This window comes from Arthrobacter sp. Y3221114 (genome assembly GCF_059092625.1).
Genome location: NZ_JBNHHW010000005.1, coordinates 140,609 through 158,062, shown reverse-complemented (window position 1 = coordinate 158,062; position 17,454 = coordinate 140,609). Strand labels below are relative to the sequence as shown.

Genomic DNA, 17,454 nt, shown 5'->3' with positions numbered 1-17,454 from the left:
ACCGGGCTGCGGCCCGGCGCAGTGTTTAGCACGTAGGGTGTGTGGGACAAGCGCCGGAAACGACCCTAGGAGGAGAATGCGCGCCTACTTCCTCCTCCTACTGGTGGTCATCTTCTATGCCGGCAATATCCTGACCGGCAAAGCGCTCAGCGACCTGCCGCCTTTGACCATCGCGTTCTTCCGGGTCTTCATTGCCTTCCTGGTGCTGCTCCCGCTGGGATACCGCAGCGCCTGGCAGTCCCGTCGACTGTTCCTCCAGCATCGCAAACCGCTGCTGCTGCTGACGCTCACGGGAGTCGCCCTCTTTAATACGCTGATCTACAGCGCCCTCCAATTCACCTCGGCCACCAACGTTTCCGTGCTGGAGGCATCGGTTCCGGCGGCAACGGTGGCCCTGAGCTTCTGGCTGCTGCGCGAACGGCTCAGGGCGATCCAGTGGTTCGGCGTCGTGCTCTCCATGTGCGGGGCCCTGTGGGTGGTGACCAACGGGCAGCTGATGAGCCTCGCGGACCTGTCCTGGAACATCGGCGATGCCATCATGGCAGCGGCCGCGGTGTCCTGGGCGGTGTATTCGATCGCGGTGAAGAAGTATCTGCATCTGTTCCCGTCCTACGGGGCGGTCCTGGTCATGACCGGACTGTCGGTCATGATCCTGCTGCCCGTCATGGCGGCGGAGTGGCTGATCGTGGGAGTCCCGCAGATCGGCGGAGGCCACTGGTCCGGCCTTGTGTACCTCGGCGTCTTCCCGTCGGTGATTGCCCTGATGCTGTACAACCGGGCCGTTGCATCCCTCGGGGCGTCCCAGACGTCCGTGTTCCTGAACTTTGTGCCGGTCTTCACCATGCTCGGTGCGTATCTGCTACTGGACGAGAGCATCAGCGGCATGCAGCTGCTCGGCGCGGCCCTGGTGATGTGCGGCGTGTTCTTCACCACCCGGGACAAGACAACCGCCGGGCGCAAAGACTCGCGGCCCACCCTCGAACCTCGCAGAAACTCCGCCGCTGAGGAGATTCCCTGAGCCCACATTCCGGCGGAAACGCTCGACGCCCATCGGCGTAGGGTGGTTTTAGGCGGCATGATGCGCTGTAAGGCGGCGCGTGTGCGCATGAGCCTTCACGGTTAACCGAGGGAAGGATGGATATGGAACCCGAGGATTTCGACCTGCTGGTGATCGGCGGCGGGAAGGCCGGCAAGTCGCTGGCGATGGACTTGGCCAAGTCCGGCCAGAAGGTGGCGATGGTGGAGCGGGCGATGGTCGGCGGCACCTGCATCAACGTGGCGTGCATTCCCACCAAGACCCTCATCCAGTCCGGCCGGGTGCTGGACACCGTGCGCCGGGCGGCCGAGTTCGGCGTGGCAGGCGCGGAGCAGCCGCGGATGGACCTTGAACTGCTGCGCCGCCGCAAGGAGGACGTGGTGGACACCATGGTCGCCGGGCAGCGGAAGCTGTTCACGGGGTCGGGCATGGACTTTATCCTGGGCGAGGCCAAATTCGTGGCGGAGAAAACCGTGGAAGTCGCGCTGAACGACGGCGGCACCCGCCTCCTGCGCGGCGCCGACGTCGTTCTCAATCTGGGCACCGAACCGGCCCTGCCCAACATCGACGGCCTGGCTGAATCCAGGGTGCAGACCAGCAACACCCTGTTGCACCTGAAGCAGCTGCCGGCGAGCATGGTGATCCTGGGCGGCGGCTACATCGGCTGCGAGTTCGCCGACCTGCTGAACACCATCGGCGTGCAGGTCACGGTCATCCAGCGCGCCGGGCAGCTGCTGCCGCGGGAGGACGCCGACGTGGCCGAGCTGGTGGCCCGGAAGTTCACCGCCGCCGGGATCACGCTGAAGCTCGAGGCGTCCGCGGAGAAGATCGAGCGCGCCGCCGACGGGAGCGTGACCGTGACACTGTCCACCGGGGAGACCGTCACCGCGGACGACGTGCTGGTGGCGCTGGGACGCCGGCCGATGACGGACGGGATGGGGCTGGAGAAGGTTGGGGTGGAGCTGACGGACAAGGGCTTCGTCCAGGTGGACGAGCAGCTGCGCACCACGTCCGACGGCGTCTGGGCCGCCGGCGACGCGGCCGGCTCGGCGCAGTTCACCCACGCTTCCTATGACGACTATCGGATCCTGAAAACCAACCTCGCTGCCGCGCGGGGCGAGGGCGAGCCGCGGTCTACTCAGGGACGACTGATCCCCTACACCGTCTTTACGACGCCGGAGCTCGCCAGGGTGGGGATGACGGAGGCACAGGCCCGGGATGCCGGCCACGAGGTGCGGATCGCCAGGATGCCGGTGAACGCGATCCCCCGCGCCCGGACCCTCGGTCAGCTGGACGGCGAATGGAAGGCCGTGCTGGACCGGAAGACCGGCAAGATCCTGGGTGCCGCGTTGCTGGGGACAGGGGCCAGCGAGGCGATCGCGGTGCTGCAGATGGCGATGATCGGCGGGATGGATTTCACCGCGGTGCGCGATGCCATCATCACGCACCCCACCGTCTCCGAGGGGTTGAACCTGCTGTTCACGCCTGCGTGGCTGGAGAACTAGGCGCCGGAGCACCCGACGTAAGACGCCAAACGCCCGTCCCCCTAAAGGGAGATCCGGCGTTTGGCTTAGTCAACGGAGTAGTTATCGAACTGCCCAGTAGACGCGCGAGTCATTGTTGAATGACATTGTCGGTTCCACGAACAACTTGGCATCCGCGATTGCTGCGGCCGGCACGTCGAGGCAAATCTGATAATCGCCTTGGCCCCCGTTCTCAAGGGTGGGCACGTCCATAGCACCCTTTTCGACGACAGCGGTGCAGGTGGACGAATCGTACTGGCGGGCGTCGCTACCAACCAGTTTGACCGTTAGATCGATCCAAGGATCGCCTTCCTCAGAGCCGACGTACTCAGCGGTCAGGTCGACGAGGACATATTGACCGGACGGCTTCCCGTTGAATTCATTCATCGCCATGACGTCTTTAGTCGCGTCTAAGTTCACTCCGTTTACAGTCACGGTGTATTCGTCACCGACAGCAGAGCCTTCGCCGAGTGCCAAAGTAGTGGCCTCAGCATTCTCCGCCTGATCTTCTTCTTCGACGGCGACGACGCCGTCAGCACTGTCTTCGACGGCTGTGGCAACATCGTTCAGAACCGAGACGTAGAACATCTGCGAAACAATCACGCCGATGATAGAAACTACTGAAATTATCAGTGCCGCGATCGACATGCCCTTGGACTTCGACTTCTGCTTGACCGTGATGATCGTTGCCGCAATGGCGAAGCCCAGCGCAACGACTCCCAGTACGAAGACGAGGTTGTTGACGATCGGAACCCAGCAGAGCAGCAGCGACACACTCGCCAGCACCAGTGCTGTGATTGCAAGGCCCTTACCCGCGTTGCGGTTTTCCTGCGGCGCCGGCGCTCCCGACATGGGCGGCATTGTGGACGTGTTTGGATCCATCGTCATGGTTCTCCCCAAAGGTGATAGCTGTCATTCGAATCAGCCCGGCTGTGCGACCTTGTCCGGGCGTACGACCCAAACTATCGGCCGGCTCGGACAATTTGTTCGAAACGCAAACAACCGAATTGTTGGAATCTCGCCATCACGCACCCCACCGTCTCCGAGGGGCTGAACCTGCTGTTCACATCTGCGTGGCTGGAGGACTAAGCGCCAAGGCGGCTTCGCTTGTCACCGTCGTCCACGGCCGCGTCCCGGACTTCAAGTTCCGCGGTGAGTACGTAGTACTGGACGAACGCATCCCGCGTCGGGTGTTCGCAGTCCAGTTGCTCGAAGCATTGGTTGCTGAGCGTCAGCAGCTGGTCCGTGGAAAGGACCGACAGGTCACGGGGAAACGGCGAGGGCCCCGGACGCTGGCGTCATGCTGTTCATGCCGCCCCCTGGAACCGGGCCCGGTCAAGGGGCAAGGCGGGGCACTCCGGCAGATCCGCGGGAGCGGCAATCGCCAGCGTGCCGGTGAAGGGCGCAGCCTGCGTCGCACTAATTGCTTCTCCGGCGCTGAAGCGTTCGAGCTTTTCCAAGCCGCGGCGCTCAATGTGCTGCGCGTCGGACAGGTCGACCGTGACCACCATTCCGTGGGCCAGGCGATCCATGCGTTGGACAAGGGGTAAAAGGGCTGTGCAGCTGTCGGCGGTCAGGCATCCGCCCACCTCGATGACCGCTGAGACACGGTCGATATCAAGCCTGACAAGTACGCGCAGTTTGTGATCCATGATCGACGCTCCATATGAGTGGATCGATGGCCAACTGCTTAACCGGACCCAACGGTACAAGAACATCACCCGCTGCTCAATGGCTTGGGTGATGCGGGTGCCGACTATTTGTCGAAGTGGGTTTCGGCGGAGGGTGCTCCGGTAGAGGCTACGATGTCGGACGCCAGATCACGGAGCTTGATGTTGCGGGTATTGGAGGCAGACTTCAGCATCGCGAAGGCCTCGTCCTGGCTGCAGCGGCTTTGGCCCATGATGATGCCGACGGCCACGGCAATGGTCGTTCGGGATTCCAACGCCGCCTTTAGATCCGCTTCGGTCTCCCGGTGGCGGGCCAGCCGGACGGCCAGGGACAGGGCCTGGGAGGCCTGGTGCGCGTACTGCTCGGCGGCCTTGAGGGCGTCCGCATCGAATCTCCGCGGCAGGTCGGAGTAGAGGTTCAACCCCGCGCTGTCCCCAGTTTCCAGTGGAATCGGGACGGCCAGGATGGACCGGATGCCCTCGGCCAGGACGTCCTTGGCGTACGCGGGCCAACTCGTCTCCATCTCCAGGTCGGCGATGTGCACGATCGTTTGCTCGCGGGCTGCGCGCAGGCAGGGTCCGTCTGCGTACTCGTACTGAATTTCGTCCATCTTCTGCGCACGATCGCTGCTGCTGGCGACCGTGCCGGCCTTCTTATGGCGCAGCAGCGTGATACCGACCAGGAGTTCCTCCCCGGGCCGCGACAGATTGTGCACAGCCAAACGGGCAACCGCGTTGAGGAACGCCTCGATGTCCGCGCTGTCGGCAGCCAGTCCGTGCAGAAAATCCCTGACCGTCGTGTCGGATGCATCATAAATCTCGCTTGCCATGATGTCCTCCAGTGGTGCTCTGGCGTAGGCTCCACGCTACACCTTGTGAGGTGGCTCACACGGGTCCGTCACCGGCAGCGAAATACAAAACCGACCTCCGGTCGCCGCCTGCTGATAACGATTCGGAATACTCATCGCTTGAGGCAACTACTTTGCGACCCGACATCGTACGATACTAAGGGTGCTGACAAAATGGTCAGTCGGAAAGCAGGAGACGTTGACGAATACGCCTCATTCCCATCCCTTGGACACGCTTCTGGGCGGACGGTACCGGCTGAAGGAACTGCTGGGCACGGGCGCGAGCGCCCGGGTGTATCGTGCGGACGATGAAGTCCTGGGCCGAGAGGTGGCCGTCAAGGTCATCCAGCGGCCGTCGATGAACGAGGACGAGTTCCGCCGCGACGACGCGGAAATCAAGCTCCTGGCCCGGCTGAGCCACCCCAATCTCGTGATCTTGCTGGACGCGGGCATCGACCGGGTGGAAGCAGGACATCCGCAGATCTACCTCGTCATGGAGCTGATCGAGGGCGCGGACCTGCGGACACGCCTGACAGAAGGGGCCCTGCCGCCGCGCGACGTGGCCCAGCTGGGTCACGGGTTGGCCGAGGGAATCGCCTACATCCACCACAACTCCGTGGTCCACCGGGACATCAAGCCCGGCAACATCATGCTGTTCAATTACGATGACGACGCCTCGCGCATCCGGGCCAAACTCACGGACTTCGGCATCGCCGTCGTGATCTCCGAAGATGCCCACGAGGACGGCGTTTACGGAACCGCCGCTTACTTAAGCCCGGAGCAGGCGAAGGGTGAACCGATAGGCCCGGCCAGCGACATCTATTCGCTGGGCCTGGTGCTGCTGGAGTGCCTGACCGGCAAGCCGGCTTTTCCCGGCCCGCCGCTGGAGGCAGCCCTTGCCCGGCTGCTGCGCGATCCGGAGATCCCGGCCAGCCTCGGGCCCGACTGGGTGCTACTGCTGGGCGCCATGACGGCTGCCGACCCGGCAGACCGTCCCACCGGGCGGGAGGTGGCGCAGGCGCTGGAGGAGATGGAGCTTTCGCTCCGAAGCAGGCGCCGGCTGTGGGGCAGGCGCAGGCTGGACGCCCCCCTTCGTTCCAAACCACGAACCTCAGCGCCAGGAAGCTGTCGCGCGCTAGGGTTCACGGCGCCGTTTTGGCCGGCCCGGAGCCCGTCGCCGGAAGCCCGGCCAAGCGTTCCATAACGCGAAGCCCTGCCGGGGTTCCGGGCCAGTGCCGGCGCAGCGAGTTCAGCCAGTCCATTTCTGCCCCGTTCCCGGCACGGCCGCGCCGTCGTACTTTGCCTTGGCCGCGCTACGGCAACTGTAGGGCAGACAGGGACGTCGATGTGCGGTAGCGTCCAACCATCACAGCGGTCCGGGCGTCTGGGGCGGCTTCGGCAATCCTTCGGAGGGAGACTCATGCTGCGGGGAATGAGTACGGTCAGCTACTACACCCCCGACCTGCCGGCGGCGGTCGAGTGGTACTCCGACCTGCTGGGCAAGAAGCCCTACTTTGAGCAGCCGGGTTATGCGGAGTTCCGGGTCGGCGACTACGAGCATGAGCTGGGGCTGATCGACACCATGCACGCTCCGCCGGGACATGCCATCGACCCGGGCGGCGCGATCCTCTACTGGCATGTGGACGATGTGAGGACCGTGCGGCAACGCCTGCTGGAGAAGGGCGCGAAGGAGTTGGAGCCCGTGACGGAACGCGGCCACGGATTTGTCACGGCCTCGGTCGTGGATCCGTTCGGCAACGTGCTCGGCATCATGCAGAACCCGCACTATCTGGAGATGCTGCACTCCTCCGCTCCGGAGGCCTGAAGCGTAGGCGCTGCAGCCACCGCTGCCCGGGTGGCTGGACCGCCCAGTTCACCGTCAGGGTGGTGCAAGCCCACCGGAAGCGCTTGGTAAACGCGGCCCTGCCCGCGAAGATCCGCCCGGCGGCGCCGACGCTCAGCCGCCGGTCGAACCTGATCCGCGCCCACGGAGCCAGCTGGAAGCTGAGGTCCAGGTCGTCGTGGATATCCGGCCGGTCGCGGTGGATGCCTGCCTTGGCCCGTTCCCAGGCAGTCCGTCGCATGGCGAAGTTCGATCCCCATACCGGCATGGCCGCCATCGCGAAGCCGGCGCCGAACCGATAGCCGGAGCCGTAGGCGGCGGAGGCGAGCCGGGCCACCGGCCGCGGCAGGTCGTAGAACACGCCCGGCCCGGTCAGCGCGTCGAGGCCGGGATCGGCGTCGAAGGCGGTACCGATCCGTGCCAGCCAGTCGGCGGGAGGACGGGTGTCGGCGTCGCAGCGGACGATGACACCGGCGGTGGCGGCCTCGAAGCCGGTGGCTGCGTCGAAGCCCGCGGTAGCGGCGTCGTAGCCCGCAGCCGATGCGGCCGGGATGCCGGGACGTGGTTCGACGACGACGCGCGCCCCGGCGGCCCGTGCCACGTGGGCCGAGGAATCGGTGCAGTTGTTGTCCACGACGATGACCTCGAAGGCCGGACGGGTTTGCCGCCCCAGCAGCGCGAGGCACTCGGCGAGCGCCGTGGCGTCGTCGAGCACCGGGATCACCACGATCATGATGGTTCGATGGCGGTCCTCCGCGCGGACCGCCGCGGCGCCGTCGTCATCCCGCGGTCTCACCGGACTCCCGCGTACCAGATCAGCAGCATGGTGACCAGGAAACCGACCACATAGTTCAGCCACAGGAACCGTCTCCACCCCGCGTTCGCGGCGGCCGAGCCGGCGTCGTCGATCCCGGCGAAGCGCAGCACGTTGGCCAGGTACGGCAGGGCCAGCAGCCCGGCCAGCGGGCCCGGCCAATCGGTGGCCAGCATCAGCAGTCCGGCCGCGGCATAGGCGGCGGCGGAGACCAGCACGGTACGGCGGGCACCCAGCACCGTGCCGATCGACCCGAGGCCGGCCTCGCGGTCCGGGACCACGTCCTGCACCGCGCCGAGGGCATGGCTGGCCACGCCCCAGAGGAAGTACGCGGCCAACAGCGCCCACAGCCCCGGGGTGAAGCCGGCGCCGGCCAGGACCAGCCCGTAGACCGCGGGCGAGACGAAGTGCGTGCTGGAGGTCAGCGAGTCCAAAAACGGCCGTTCCTTGAACCGCAGCCCCGGCGCACTGTACGCGTAGACCGCGGCCAGCGAGACCAGCAGCACCAGGTTGGACGCCACGCTGCCGGCTACCGCCAGGACCGCGATGAACGGCACCGTGGCCACGGCACTGGCCTGGAGGATCGCGCGGTGACGCGCCTTGTCCACCACCGCGCCCTCGGCCCCGCCCTTGCGCGGGTTGAGCAGGTCCGATTCGTAGTCGAAGACGTCGTTGATGCCGTACATGGCGAGGTTGTACGGGACCAGGAAGAAGATGGTGCCCACCAGCAGCAGCCAGTCGATGCCGCCGGAAGCCAGCAGGTAGCCGGCGGCGAAAGGGTAGGCGGTGTTGATCCAGGACACCGGCCGGGAGGTGATGACCAGTTCGCGGATCACGGCGACTCCCCTCCCCCGTCGGCTCGGCCCGACCTTTCATCGGCACGACGGCGACGCGGGCCGGTGAGCATCAGCCACACCGCGGGCAGCAGCAGCGCCGCGCCCAGCGGATAGGCAAAGTCCTCGATCGGCGCCAGGCCGATCCGAAGTCCGGCCAGCGCGTGTCCGCCGTAGTCGAACAACCCGGAGGCGATCATGACGTTGTCGAACACGGCGGTAAGCACCCACAGCGCCGCGACGGACAGACCGGCCGCCGCCGCGGCCCCGCGGGGCACCCGTCTGGCCAGGACCACGGCCAGGGCCGCCGCACCTGCGACACCGAGGAAAACCCCATTCAGCTCCAAAAAACTCACGCCGGACCACCGCCCGCCGATGGGCCGTCGTCGTGGCTGACCAACTGCGCTCCGGCCGGGCGGGCACCCCGGCGATGCCGGCCCCAGGCCAGCAGCCCGGTGAACAGGATCATGGTCTGGTAGCAGAGGAAGGCCAGGAAGAAGGCCTCCTCCAGCGGCAACTCCGGACCCAGCATGATGCCGGTCATCAGCGGCGAGTCGCGGTGCACAAAGATTCCCAGCGCGATTGCCGAGACGTCCCAGGCCAGAAAGTAGGCCAGCCCGGTGGGCAGGGTGACGGCGGCCGCGACCGGCCGGGCGAAGAAGAACAGCCTGTAGCGCGCGTCCAGCAGGGCCATGCAGCCCAGCAGCGCCACCAGCACGGCTAGGTAGATCATGCGCTCCTCCCCGCACCATCCGGCGACGGCGCTTGGCCGGGTGCCGCCAGGTCCGGTTCCGGCAGGGCCCCGGGCGTCCCGATCCCCTGCACGGCCTTGAGCACCAGCTCGGCACTGATCAGGCACATGGGCACGCCGATGCCCGGCCGGACCGAACTGCCGGCGTAGTGCAGCCCGTCCACCCGACGGCTTCGGTTGCCCGGGCGCAGGAAGGCGCTTTGCCGCAGGGTATGCGCCGGCCCGAGCGCACTGCCGCACCAGGCGTTGAAGCTGTCCGCGAAGTCCGCCGGGCCGTAGGTGCGGCGGACGGCGATCCGGCCGCGGAGGTCCGCCGTGCCAGTCCAGGCGGCCAGCTGGTCGATGGCAGCATCCGCGACCGCTTCCACGGCGGCCGCCCCGGAACCGTCGTCACCGCCCGAGCCCCAGGCCGGCGCCGCAGGTGCGGGAACCAGGATGAACAGGTTCTCGTCCCCGGCCGGCGCCACTCCGGCGTCGGTGGCGCTGGGTTTGCAGACGTAGATAGAGGTCTCCCGTGCCAACGCCCGCCCGGAGCGGATTCGGCTGAAGTTCTCCCTCCAGTCCCGGGTAAAGAGCAGATTGTGATGCGCGAGCTGCGGGAGCGCCCCGCGCACGCCGAGGCAGACCAGCACGGCGCTGGGTCCTGGGTCGCGGCGGCGCCACACCGGTTCCGGGTGGCTGCGCACGCGCGCCGGCAGCAGCGCGGTCTCCACGTGGTGCAGGTCCGCCGCGGCGACGACGACGCCCGCCGTCGTGCGGTGTTCGGCCCCGTCGGCATCCGACCAGAGCACCGCCTCGCAGCGGGCCTTCGCGCCGGACTGCCCGGTGACGATCCGCCGGGCGGTGGCCCGGGTTTCGATCCGGACGCCGGCCTCCCGCGCCAGCCGCTCCATCACATCGACCAAGGCGGCGAACCCGCCCATCGGGTAGTACACGCCGTCGTCCAGGTCCAGGTGGCTCATCAGGTGGTACATCGCCGGCGCACGGTACGGGCTGGTTCCCAGGAATACCGCCGGGTACCCCAGCACCTGGTGCAGCCGCGGGTCCGTGAACCGTTCCCGGACGTAGCGGTCCAGGCTCCAGCCCAGCAGCTTGGCCAGCCGGGGTGCCCGGCGCAGCACCTGCGGGTGGGCCAGGTTGCGCAGGCTGGCGAAGTCGTCGTACAGGAAGTGCTCCTTGGCCAGCCGGTACGTTTCCGCCGCCTCGTCGAGGTAGCGGTGCAAGGCCGGCCCGGACCCCGGCTGCAGGCCTTCGAAGAGTCCCGCCACGTTTTCGCGGCCCGAGCGCACTTCGGTGGCCGCCGGATATCCCTCGAACCAGATGCGGTAGCCGGGGTCCAGCCTCACCAGCTCCAGCTGGTCCGCGGCGCTCGTGCCCATCAGCTTGAACCAGTGGTCGATCACCTCCGGCATCAGGTACCAGGACGGGCCGGTGTCGAAGCGGAAGCCGTCGCGCTCGTGCCGTCCCGCCCGGCCGCCCAGCCCGGAGCGTTGCTCCAGCAGGGTGACGCGGTGCCCGGCCCGGGCCAGCAGCCCGGCCGTTGCCAGCCCCGAGACCCCGCCACCGATCACCACCACCGGTTGGCCTGCGGAGCCGCCGGCCTGCGGAGCCGTTCCCGCTGCACGTCGGCGAGGGGACAGCCCGTGCTTGAACGACGCCAGGCCCATCAGGCGGCGCTCCTTCCGCGCAGCCGCTGGCGGGCAAGGATCCGCAGGGCGATCGCCGCCTTCTGCGGCGTGCCAACCCGCACCCGGCGGGAGAGCATCTCGTCCGCCGGTATCCGCTCCAGCCGGTCCACCAGCGCGCTGAACAAGGCATGGGCCAGTGCGACGGCGGTGCAGGCGCCGGGCGGGAGCAGTCCGATGCCCCGCTGTGCGGCAGCAAGATCCGCGCGGATGTCGGCCACCAGGGCGCGCTTCCGTTCCTCGTCCAAGTCCTCGGCGCCCGACTGCGGGAAGTAACTGCGGCCCAGTTCGACCCGGTCGGCGGCGAGGTCGCGCAGGAAGTTGACCTTCTGGAAGGCGGAGCCGAGCCTGCGGGCGGCGGCGGCGAGCTCGTCGTCCCGGCCGGGCATCGCGCCGGGCATCGTTTGGAACACCCGCAGGCACATCAACCCCACCACTTCGGCGGAGCCGTAGATGTAGTCCACCAGCGAATCGGCGGTGTGTTCGGCCACCGTAATGTCCGCGCGCATCGAGGCGAAAAACGGCCGGGTCAGATCGACGCCGATGCCGCACGCGCGGGCCGTCCCCGCGAACGCGTGCACCACCATGTTGGTGCTGTAACCGGTCAGCAGCGCGGTTTCGGTCTCGTGTTCCAGCCGGTCCAGCTGGTCGCGCACGGCCACGGCGTCGAGCCCCGCCGCCGCAGCCGCACCGTCCACCGCTTCGTCGGCCACCCGGACCAGCGCGTAGATGTTGGCGATGTGCCGGCGCTCCTCCGGCCCGAGCAGCCGGCACGCCAGGCCGAAGGACGTGGAATAGCGGGCAATCACGACGCCGGCACTCCGGCCGGCGGCGTCGGTATAGCGGAGCAGCGGGTTCGGTTCCATGGCCGCTAGTTCCCCCTCGTCAACACGTGGTTGCAGACCCGTGCCAGTTCGCTCCACGCCCCGGCGTCCAGCGGCAGGCTGCGGGACTCCTCGAGCGCTTCGTCAACCAGGCTGCGAGCCAGCCCCATTGCCTGCGTGTCGGCCCCGCAGTCCTTGAGCGCCGCGCGGACCTCGCCGACCCCCGCCGCGCCGCGCCGAAACGCAGCCAGCAGGCTGTCGAACCCATCCGCCTCTGCCGCATACGCGGTCAGCACGGTGCGTTTACCCTCGCGCAGGTCGGATTCGGCAGACTTGCCCGTGGCACCGGGCTCCCCGAAGGTCCCCAGAACGTCGTCCACGATCTGGTAGGCCAGGCCGATGCGGCGACCCACCGCGGCGAGCGCTTCGGCCGGCTGCCGGTCGGCGCCGGCCAACAACGCCCCCGCTTTCAGCGGCGCCTCGAACGAGTAGGCCGCCGTCTTCAAACTTTCCATGCCGAGGACATCGCCCAGGAGCGGGCTCTCCGTCGAGGCGGACAGCAGGACATCGTCGAGTTCGCCCGCCGCCGAGGCAAAGACGGCGTCGTGGACCGTATCCATCAGAACGTCGGCGCACGGCAGCCCCGCGCCGGAGCTGCCGGCCATCCGCAGGGCGCCGGCCAGCAGGAGGTCGCCGGCAATGATCGACGCCGAGTGGCCCAGATGTTCGGCCTCGCGACGGGACAACCCCAGACCCACGGCGTCGTCCCGGTAACGAGCTCCGATGGTCGGCAAGCCGCGGCGTAGGAAGTCCCTGTCGATGACGTCGTCGTGCACTACCAGCGCCGTGTGCAGCAGCTCGAACGCCGCCGCCAGCCGGGCACAGCGGCGCGGATCCTCGCCGCCGAAGGATCTATAGGCGAGCTGCACCATCCTGGGCCGCATCCGCTTGCCGCCACCCAGCGCAGCATCAATGCGGTCCCACAGCACGGGGAAGGAACGCGAGAGCGTGCCGGCCCGGGCGCGATTCCCTGCGGCGAAACGCTGAAGTTCCGACTCGACGAGGGGACCCAGGCGTTGCCAGTCACAGGAGCCCGACGCTGCCCCGGCGCTCGCGCGGCTTTCGGCGTTCAGAGTCATGACTGACCTTCTCCCCAAGGTGGGGACGCGATGGCTGCCCCCGTCAGTTCTGCACTTCGTTGTTCCATAGTGTGCGTCACTCCGCCCCAGTACGCGACCATTGCCACCGGTTGGCGGCGCCCCGATCCCCAAGTAGCCGGTCGTTGTGGCGGGCCCCGCGCCAATGTCGGACAAAGGCTTGCCAGCGGCTGTCCCATCATGGAAAGTGGTAAGCACACTTAGCATCGTTGGGGTATATCGTCCGGACCCCGGCGCCAGGTGAGGCCGGTTAAGGCTTCCTCGCGAAAAGGAAAAAACCATGACACCGACACCGCAACAGCCTGTCACCGACGACAGCATCAAGGTCCGCCAGCTCAGCCACTACCAGTTCACCTGGGTGGCCGGCGAGCCAGGCGCCCCGGGCACCTGGACCCTGCAACTGGTCCTGGACCAGGGCGCCTGGGAAGAGGTGCTGACGCTGGATGCCGACGACGCCGACAACCTCCAGGACCTCCTCTCAACCGCGGAGACCGTGTACTACGACATCAGCCGCCGCACGCTGATGTTCGGCACCACCAGGGCCGGCCACCACTAGCCGGCGCTGGAGTGGAACCAACCGGGCGCTAAGCCGTCAACGGTTTCCGCGCAGGCGGCTGTGCTGCCATGCTGGTTGCGTGACAACAATCTCGACCGAACCACCCCGGACCGCGCTGAGCTGGAAACTGGTGCCGGCGGTGTTCCTCTCGGCGTCAGGTGTGCTGCTGTTTGCCGTCGAGAATGGCCCCCTCGGCTACAGCCTGCTCGCGCTGAGCGTGGCCACGGCGGCGCTGGTTGATCTGGAGTTTGTGCGGCATCTCGGGCTGATCGCCGCGGGGATGCTGATCATCAGCCTGGTTCCCCTGAACGCAGACCTGAGCATCGGGCACATGGCCCTGATGGGTGGCGCCCTCGCGTTGGCCGTCCTGGTGCCGTGGCTGGTGTCCAGGTTTGTTTACCGCGAGAAGATCATCAGATTCCCGATCAACACCGGCCGTAAATGGCCGTTGTCTGCCAAGCTGTACCTCATCGGCGTCGTGGCGCTCGGATATTTCATCCTGCCGGTGTACCTGGTCAGCACGGGCGTCTACCAAAACTGGCCGGACGCCTCCGACCCCACGATCTTCTGGCGGCTCTTTCTCGGCGTGAACGCCGTGGGCATCTGGGACGAACTGTTCTTCATCTGCACCACCTTCACGCTGCTGCGCCGGCACTTTCCCGACTGGCTGGCCAACATCCTGCAGGCCGTCGTGTTCTCGTCCTTCCTGTGGGAAATCGGATACCAGGCCTGGGGGCCGCTGCTGACCTTCCCGTTCGCGCTGCTGCAGGGCTACACCTTCAAGCTGACAAAGTCGTTCACCTACGTCGTATCCGTGCACCTGATCTTCGACTTCGTACTGTTCCTGGCGCTGGTCCACGCGCACAACCGCGACTGGCTGCCGATCTTCTTGTACTAACCCCTCTGCTCCCGCCCGCGCCCAGGATGCAAAAGGCCCGGCGACACTCCCTACAGCGGAGTGTCGCCGGGCCCTGCGTGCGCTTGGCGTGCGTGAAGGCTACCGGGGCTACTTCGTCTTCTTGGCCGCACCCTTTTCGGTCCTGGCGCCTGCGGTAGTCAGTTCACCGGCGCTGTTTTCCAGGTGTGCGCGCATGAACCACTGGAAAAGCTCCAGCTCGGCGGTCTGGCCGATCAGCATGTCCTCCGTGACCGGATCGATCTCGCCGACGGTTTCGATGGCCTCGCGGTGGTCGGAAATCACGCCGTTGTACACGACGTCCAGGGCGGCCAGATGCTCGGCGGTCCCGGCACGGTGGATGTCGTAATCATCCCAGCTGCGTTCCTTGACCAGGGCGCCGGGCAAACCGTTCGGCGAGACGCCCAACGTGGCGATGCGCTCGGCTGTCTCGTCGATCATGGCGCGGACCTTTTCGATCTGCGGGTCCAGCATTTCGTGGACACCGATGAAGTCGCGGCCCACCACGTTCCAATGTGCGTGCTTGAGCGTCAGCTGCAGGTCATTGAGGGCGTGAAGCCGCATCTGCAAGAGGTCCGCGACCTTGACACCCTCTTCAATTTCGAGCCCCGGTACGGTGTAGCTTGCCTTCGATCGGTTCGTTTCCGCCATGAGAAACCTCCTTGTGTAGGTGCTGCCGCTTGTCGGCGTGCTGCTATTTCCAACCTAGCCATGGCCGGCGGTTTCGTCCCGTCGGCGCCGCTTCCGTCAGCCAAGGGCGAAATTCAGCACCCTTACTAATCTCCCGGGGCTCCCCTGGCAATGAACCGAATGACGACGGCGGAGACCAGCACCACCGCCGCGCAGATGCCGGCAGCAATCGCGGTGCCCTCGTCGACCAGCCCGCCATCCAGTCGTCCGACGGCGATCCACGCCAGCCCCCAGGTGGTGGCCAGGGCCGGCGCCATCCGGCCGCGGCTGTACAGGGCGGTCCCGACGCCGATCGCCGCCGCGACGGCGAGCACGATGGAAGACAGCAAGGTCACCGGGAGTCCAATGCCGTCCAGCCCGGACGCGGCGAGGACGGCGGAGGTGTTGGCGACCGTGGCCACCGTGACCCAGCCCAGGTACAGCCCGAAGGTGCCGTCGGTGATCAGGGTGTCCTGCCACGCGCCGGAAGTCGACCAGACCAGCAGCACGAGGATGCGCGCCAGCACCGCCAGCAGGACAACAATCACCGTCAGGCTGAACACCAACAGGCCCGCCTGCACCACCCAGATCCAGGACGCGTTCAGGAGCATGGCCGCCACGGCCCAGGGCCGCAAGGCCGCGTGCCGTTCCGACTGCCGCTGCGCCGGCAGCAGTTGCCACACCGCGTAGGCCAGCAGGCCCAGGTAAATGACCGACCAGATACGGAAGGCCGCCGAGGCAGGGGCCAGCGGCGTCGAGTCTTCGTTCAACCAACCCCCTGCCGCCTCCTGAATCGGCGTCCCCAGGAGCACCCCGCTGCCCAGGAAGGCGGCGGCTATGGCCACCAGGGAACTGACCAACACCAGGATCGGCACGGCCGGTCCGGTCCTCGTCTCCGTTTGCTGCTGCATGATTCCTCCGGCTGTCGACGGATGTTAGGTGCGCTGCGAGACTTTCCTGTCTTGACCGGAGGGACAGCTAGGTGTCGAGGGTGCCGCGGACGATGCTGACGCTGGAGTGCTCGGGGTTACCGTCCAACGGTTCGTCCGAAACATCGACGATGGGGAACTGCGACAGGTCCAGCCCTTCCGGGATGGCGAACCTACCGGTGTCCGACTCCATCACGCCGAGGCTGACCAGGGCGGACAAATCCGGCGCTATGAGCCACACCTCCTGATATCCCTGCGCCTCGTTCTCACTCAGCCGGATCTCAAGTTCCCTGGTGCCGTCGGCTTCCACCACCCGGGCCGTTCCGGTGGCCGCGTATTGCTCCAGCGGCTCCAGCGCCGCCTGCGCCAGGGTGGCGGCGTCGCGGGTGACGCCCCAGGAGATGCCGATGGCGGCAATGATCGCCACCGCCGCCGCGGCGGCCAGCCAGGCGGGCAGGTGCCGGGAGGGCAGGCGCCGGGAGGAGGGAGGTCCGGCCGGGAGGCGTCGGGCAGCCTGGGGCTTGGCAGGCACCCCCCGGGATGACGGGGTCCGGGAGGGCCGGCGCCCCGCCGGGGCGGTCTCTGCACGGCCCTGCAAAGGGTCCGCGGCCAGTTCGGGGGAAAGCGCCAGCTCCCGGTGAATGGTTTCCCAGACCGCCGGGCCGGGTGAGTCCAGGGTCGGTTCGGGGTCGGCCCTCACTGCCTCCACCGCCCGGCGGAGCGCCTGGTACTCGTCCGAGCACTGGCTGCAGTGGCGCAGATGGTCCCTGTCGGACTGGTTGCCGACGGCGTCGTCCAGCGCCAGCAGGCTGATCAGTTCCGGATCAAGATGCTGCATGGCCGACCTCCAAACGGCTCCTCAGGTGGTGCAAACTGCGATGAATATGGCTCTTGACGGTACCAACGGGAAGGTCCAGCCGGTGGGAGATCTGCTCGTGGGTCAGATCCTCGTAGAACGCCAAGCGCATGATGGAGCCCTTGGGTTCGCCCAGCCGCTCCAGCTCGTCGTCCAGCAGCAGGCGGTCTGCGAGGACTTCCGGCGACTGTGCGTCCCGGGCGAATTCGGGGTCGGGCATTACCGCCGAAACGGCCCGGAGTTTGTGCTGCTCCCGGGCGGCGGAGGAATACGCATCAGCGATGGCGCGGCGGGTGATTCCCACGATCCACGCCGGCAACCGGCCGAGCGCGGGATCAAATCCTTCCCGGGCTCGCCAGGCCCGGATAAATACTTCCTGCGTGATGTCGTCCGCCGCGGACTTGTCCCGCAGTGCCCTGGCGGCCAGCGTGTGGACGAGCGGGGCCAGGTGCCGGTAAGCATCGGCGATGGCAGACTCCTCGCCGGCAGCAAAGGCCGCATCGATGTCCGTGTCCCACGCATCGAAAGGATGAGGTACCAAGCC

General features: G+C 67.1%; 20 protein-coding genes. 6 read left to right on the top strand and 14 right to left on the bottom strand.

Features of this window, described 5'->3' with window-relative positions:
• Positions 1-76: 76 nt before the first annotated feature.
• Both AC5RV3_RS12925 and AC5RV3_RS12920 read left to right on the top strand, forming a co-directional pair.
• Positions 77-1,018 carry a DMT family transporter gene (locus AC5RV3_RS12925; RefSeq protein ID WP_494122475.1) on the top strand — a complete coding sequence of 314 codons (942 nt, stop codon included), beginning with the start codon at positions 77-79 and terminating at the stop codon, positions 1,016-1,018.
• 122 nt (positions 1,019-1,140) lie between these two features.
• On the top strand, positions 1,141-2,541 hold the full coding sequence (locus AC5RV3_RS12920; RefSeq protein WP_494122474.1) for a dihydrolipoyl dehydrogenase family protein: 1,401 nt from the start codon (positions 1,141-1,143) through the stop codon (positions 2,539-2,541).
• A gap of 81 nt (positions 2,542-2,622) precedes the next feature.
• Here the strand turns inward: AC5RV3_RS12920 and AC5RV3_RS12915 are convergent, their stop codons facing one another.
• From AC5RV3_RS12915 to AC5RV3_RS12905, 3 genes are all read right to left on the bottom strand, one after another.
• Positions 2,623-3,447 (bottom strand): hypothetical protein, encoded by an 825-nt coding sequence (locus AC5RV3_RS12915; RefSeq protein WP_494122473.1) that lies wholly within the window; start codon positions 3,445-3,447, stop codon positions 2,623-2,625.
• 419 nt (positions 3,448-3,866) lie between these two features.
• Positions 3,867-4,211 carry a hypothetical protein gene (locus tag AC5RV3_RS12910; RefSeq protein WP_494122472.1) on the bottom strand — a complete coding sequence of 115 codons (345 nt, stop codon included), beginning with the start codon at positions 4,209-4,211 and terminating at the stop codon, positions 3,867-3,869.
• A gap of 104 nt (positions 4,212-4,315) precedes the next feature.
• Positions 4,316-5,059 carry an ANTAR domain-containing protein gene (locus AC5RV3_RS12905; RefSeq protein ID WP_494122471.1) on the bottom strand — a complete coding sequence of 248 codons (744 nt, stop codon included), beginning with the start codon at positions 5,057-5,059 and terminating at the stop codon, positions 4,316-4,318.
• Between the two features lie 217 nt (positions 5,060-5,276).
• Between AC5RV3_RS12905 and AC5RV3_RS12900 the strand changes: the two genes are divergently transcribed.
• Together AC5RV3_RS12900 and AC5RV3_RS12895 are read left to right on the top strand one after the other, a co-directional pair.
• A complete protein-coding gene (locus AC5RV3_RS12900; protein ID WP_494122470.1) occupies positions 5,277-6,281 on the top strand; it encodes a serine/threonine-protein kinase in 1,005 nt (334 codons plus the stop codon).
• 228 nt (positions 6,282-6,509) lie between these two features.
• On the top strand, positions 6,510-6,902 hold the full coding sequence (locus AC5RV3_RS12895) for a VOC family protein (protein WP_494122469.1): 393 nt from the start codon (positions 6,510-6,512) through the stop codon (positions 6,900-6,902).
• Here the strand turns inward: AC5RV3_RS12895 and AC5RV3_RS12890 are convergent.
• From AC5RV3_RS12890 to AC5RV3_RS12860, 7 genes are read right to left on the bottom strand one after another with little or no spacing between them, the layout of a single operon-like run.
• Complete coding sequence (locus AC5RV3_RS12890) at positions 6,847-7,716, bottom strand: glycosyltransferase family 2 protein (protein ID WP_494122468.1); 870 nt, start codon at positions 7,714-7,716, stop codon at positions 6,847-6,849. The genes AC5RV3_RS12895 and AC5RV3_RS12890 overlap by 56 nt on opposite strands.
• Positions 7,713-8,570: a prenyltransferase gene (locus AC5RV3_RS12885; protein WP_494122467.1), complete on the bottom strand. Its 858-nt coding sequence runs from the start codon at positions 8,568-8,570 to the stop codon at positions 7,713-7,715. The genes AC5RV3_RS12890 and AC5RV3_RS12885 overlap by 4 nt, the downstream gene beginning before the upstream one ends.
• Positions 8,567-8,923: a lycopene cyclase domain-containing protein gene (locus AC5RV3_RS12880; protein ID WP_494122466.1), complete on the bottom strand. Its 357-nt coding sequence runs from the start codon at positions 8,921-8,923 to the stop codon at positions 8,567-8,569. Before AC5RV3_RS12880 ends, AC5RV3_RS12885 begins: the two co-directional genes overlap by 4 nt.
• Complete coding sequence (locus AC5RV3_RS12875; protein WP_494122465.1) at positions 8,920-9,300, bottom strand: lycopene cyclase domain-containing protein; 381 nt, start codon at positions 9,298-9,300, stop codon at positions 8,920-8,922. Before AC5RV3_RS12875 ends, AC5RV3_RS12880 begins: the two co-directional genes overlap by 4 nt.
• Positions 9,297-10,985, bottom strand: a complete 1,689-nt coding sequence (crtI, locus tag AC5RV3_RS12870) for a phytoene desaturase family protein (RefSeq protein WP_494122464.1) — start codon at positions 10,983-10,985, stop codon at positions 9,297-9,299. Before crtI ends, AC5RV3_RS12875 begins: the two co-directional genes overlap by 4 nt.
• Positions 10,985-11,869: a phytoene/squalene synthase family protein gene (locus tag AC5RV3_RS12865; protein ID WP_494122463.1), complete on the bottom strand. Its 885-nt coding sequence runs from the start codon at positions 11,867-11,869 to the stop codon at positions 10,985-10,987. The genes crtI and AC5RV3_RS12865 overlap by 1 nt, the downstream gene beginning before the upstream one ends.
• Before the next feature lie 5 nt (positions 11,870-11,874).
• Positions 11,875-12,966, bottom strand: a complete 1,092-nt coding sequence (locus tag AC5RV3_RS12860) for a polyprenyl synthetase family protein (protein WP_494122462.1) — start codon at positions 12,964-12,966, stop codon at positions 11,875-11,877.
• 298 nt (positions 12,967-13,264) lie between these two features.
• Here AC5RV3_RS12860 and AC5RV3_RS12855 point away from each other — a divergent pair, with 298 nt between their 5' ends.
• Positions 13,265-13,540, top strand: coding sequence for a hypothetical protein (locus AC5RV3_RS12855; protein ID WP_494122461.1), 276 nt, complete (start codon positions 13,265-13,267; stop codon positions 13,538-13,540).
• A 79-nt stretch (positions 13,541-13,619) separates the two neighbouring features.
• Positions 13,620-14,438 (top strand): CPBP family intramembrane glutamic endopeptidase, encoded by an 819-nt coding sequence (locus AC5RV3_RS12850; RefSeq protein WP_494069260.1) that lies wholly within the window; start codon positions 13,620-13,622, stop codon positions 14,436-14,438.
• Between the two features lie 108 nt (positions 14,439-14,546).
• Here the strand turns inward: AC5RV3_RS12850 and AC5RV3_RS12845 are convergent, their stop codons facing one another.
• The 4 genes from AC5RV3_RS12845 to AC5RV3_RS12830 form a co-directional block, all read right to left on the bottom strand.
• Positions 14,547-15,107 carry a Dps family protein gene (locus tag AC5RV3_RS12845; protein WP_494122460.1) on the bottom strand — a complete coding sequence of 187 codons (561 nt, stop codon included), beginning with the start codon at positions 15,105-15,107 and terminating at the stop codon, positions 14,547-14,549.
• A 125-nt stretch (positions 15,108-15,232) separates the two neighbouring features.
• Complete coding sequence (locus tag AC5RV3_RS12840) at positions 15,233-16,036, bottom strand: TspO-related membrane protein (protein WP_494122459.1); 804 nt, start codon at positions 16,034-16,036, stop codon at positions 15,233-15,235.
• Between the two features lie 67 nt (positions 16,037-16,103).
• Positions 16,104-16,892 (bottom strand): anti-sigma factor, encoded by a 789-nt coding sequence (locus tag AC5RV3_RS12835; RefSeq protein ID WP_494122458.1) that lies wholly within the window; start codon positions 16,890-16,892, stop codon positions 16,104-16,106.
• Complete coding sequence (locus AC5RV3_RS12830) at positions 16,879-17,451, bottom strand: RNA polymerase sigma factor (protein WP_494108247.1); 573 nt, start codon at positions 17,449-17,451, stop codon at positions 16,879-16,881. The genes AC5RV3_RS12835 and AC5RV3_RS12830 overlap by 14 nt, the downstream gene beginning before the upstream one ends.
• Between the last annotated feature and the right edge of the window lie 3 nt (positions 17,452-17,454).

Bases quoted from the DNA above. Each gene is read 5' to 3' on its own strand.
- AC5RV3_RS12860 (WP_494122462.1), bottom strand. From the start codon at position 12,966: ATGACTCTGAACGCCGAAAGCCGCGCGAGCGCCGGGGCAGCGTCGGGC.
- AC5RV3_RS12915 (WP_494122473.1), bottom strand. From the start codon at position 3,447: ATGACGATGGATCCAAACACGTCCACAATGCCGCCCATGTCGGGAGCG.
- AC5RV3_RS12925 (WP_494122475.1), top strand. From the start codon at position 77: ATGCGCGCCTACTTCCTCCTCCTACTGGTGGTCATCTTCTATGCCGGC.
- AC5RV3_RS12840 (WP_494122459.1), bottom strand. From the start codon at position 16,036: ATGCAGCAGCAAACGGAGACGAGGACCGGACCGGCCGTGCCGATCCTG.
- AC5RV3_RS12845 (WP_494122460.1), bottom strand. From the start codon at position 15,107: ATGGCGGAAACGAACCGATCGAAGGCAAGCTACACCGTACCGGGGCTC.
- AC5RV3_RS12905 (WP_494122471.1), bottom strand. From the start codon at position 5,059: ATGGCAAGCGAGATTTATGATGCATCCGACACGACGGTCAGGGATTTT.
- AC5RV3_RS12875 (WP_494122465.1), bottom strand. From the start codon at position 9,300: ATGATCTACCTAGCCGTGCTGGTGGCGCTGCTGGGCTGCATGGCCCTG.
- crtI (WP_494122464.1), bottom strand. From the start codon at position 10,985: ATGGGCCTGGCGTCGTTCAAGCACGGGCTGTCCCCTCGCCGACGTGCA.
- AC5RV3_RS12835 (WP_494122458.1), bottom strand. From the start codon at position 16,892: ATGCAGCATCTTGATCCGGAACTGATCAGCCTGCTGGCGCTGGACGAC.
- AC5RV3_RS12865 (WP_494122463.1), bottom strand. From the start codon at position 11,869: ATGGAACCGAACCCGCTGCTCCGCTATACCGACGCCGCCGGCCGGAGT.
- AC5RV3_RS12855 (WP_494122461.1), top strand. From the start codon at position 13,265: ATGACACCGACACCGCAACAGCCTGTCACCGACGACAGCATCAAGGTC.
- AC5RV3_RS12895 (WP_494122469.1), top strand. From the start codon at position 6,510: ATGAGTACGGTCAGCTACTACACCCCCGACCTGCCGGCGGCGGTCGAG.
- AC5RV3_RS12910 (WP_494122472.1), bottom strand. From the start codon at position 4,211: ATGGATCACAAACTGCGCGTACTTGTCAGGCTTGATATCGACCGTGTC.
- AC5RV3_RS12920 (WP_494122474.1), top strand. From the start codon at position 1,141: ATGGAACCCGAGGATTTCGACCTGCTGGTGATCGGCGGCGGGAAGGCC.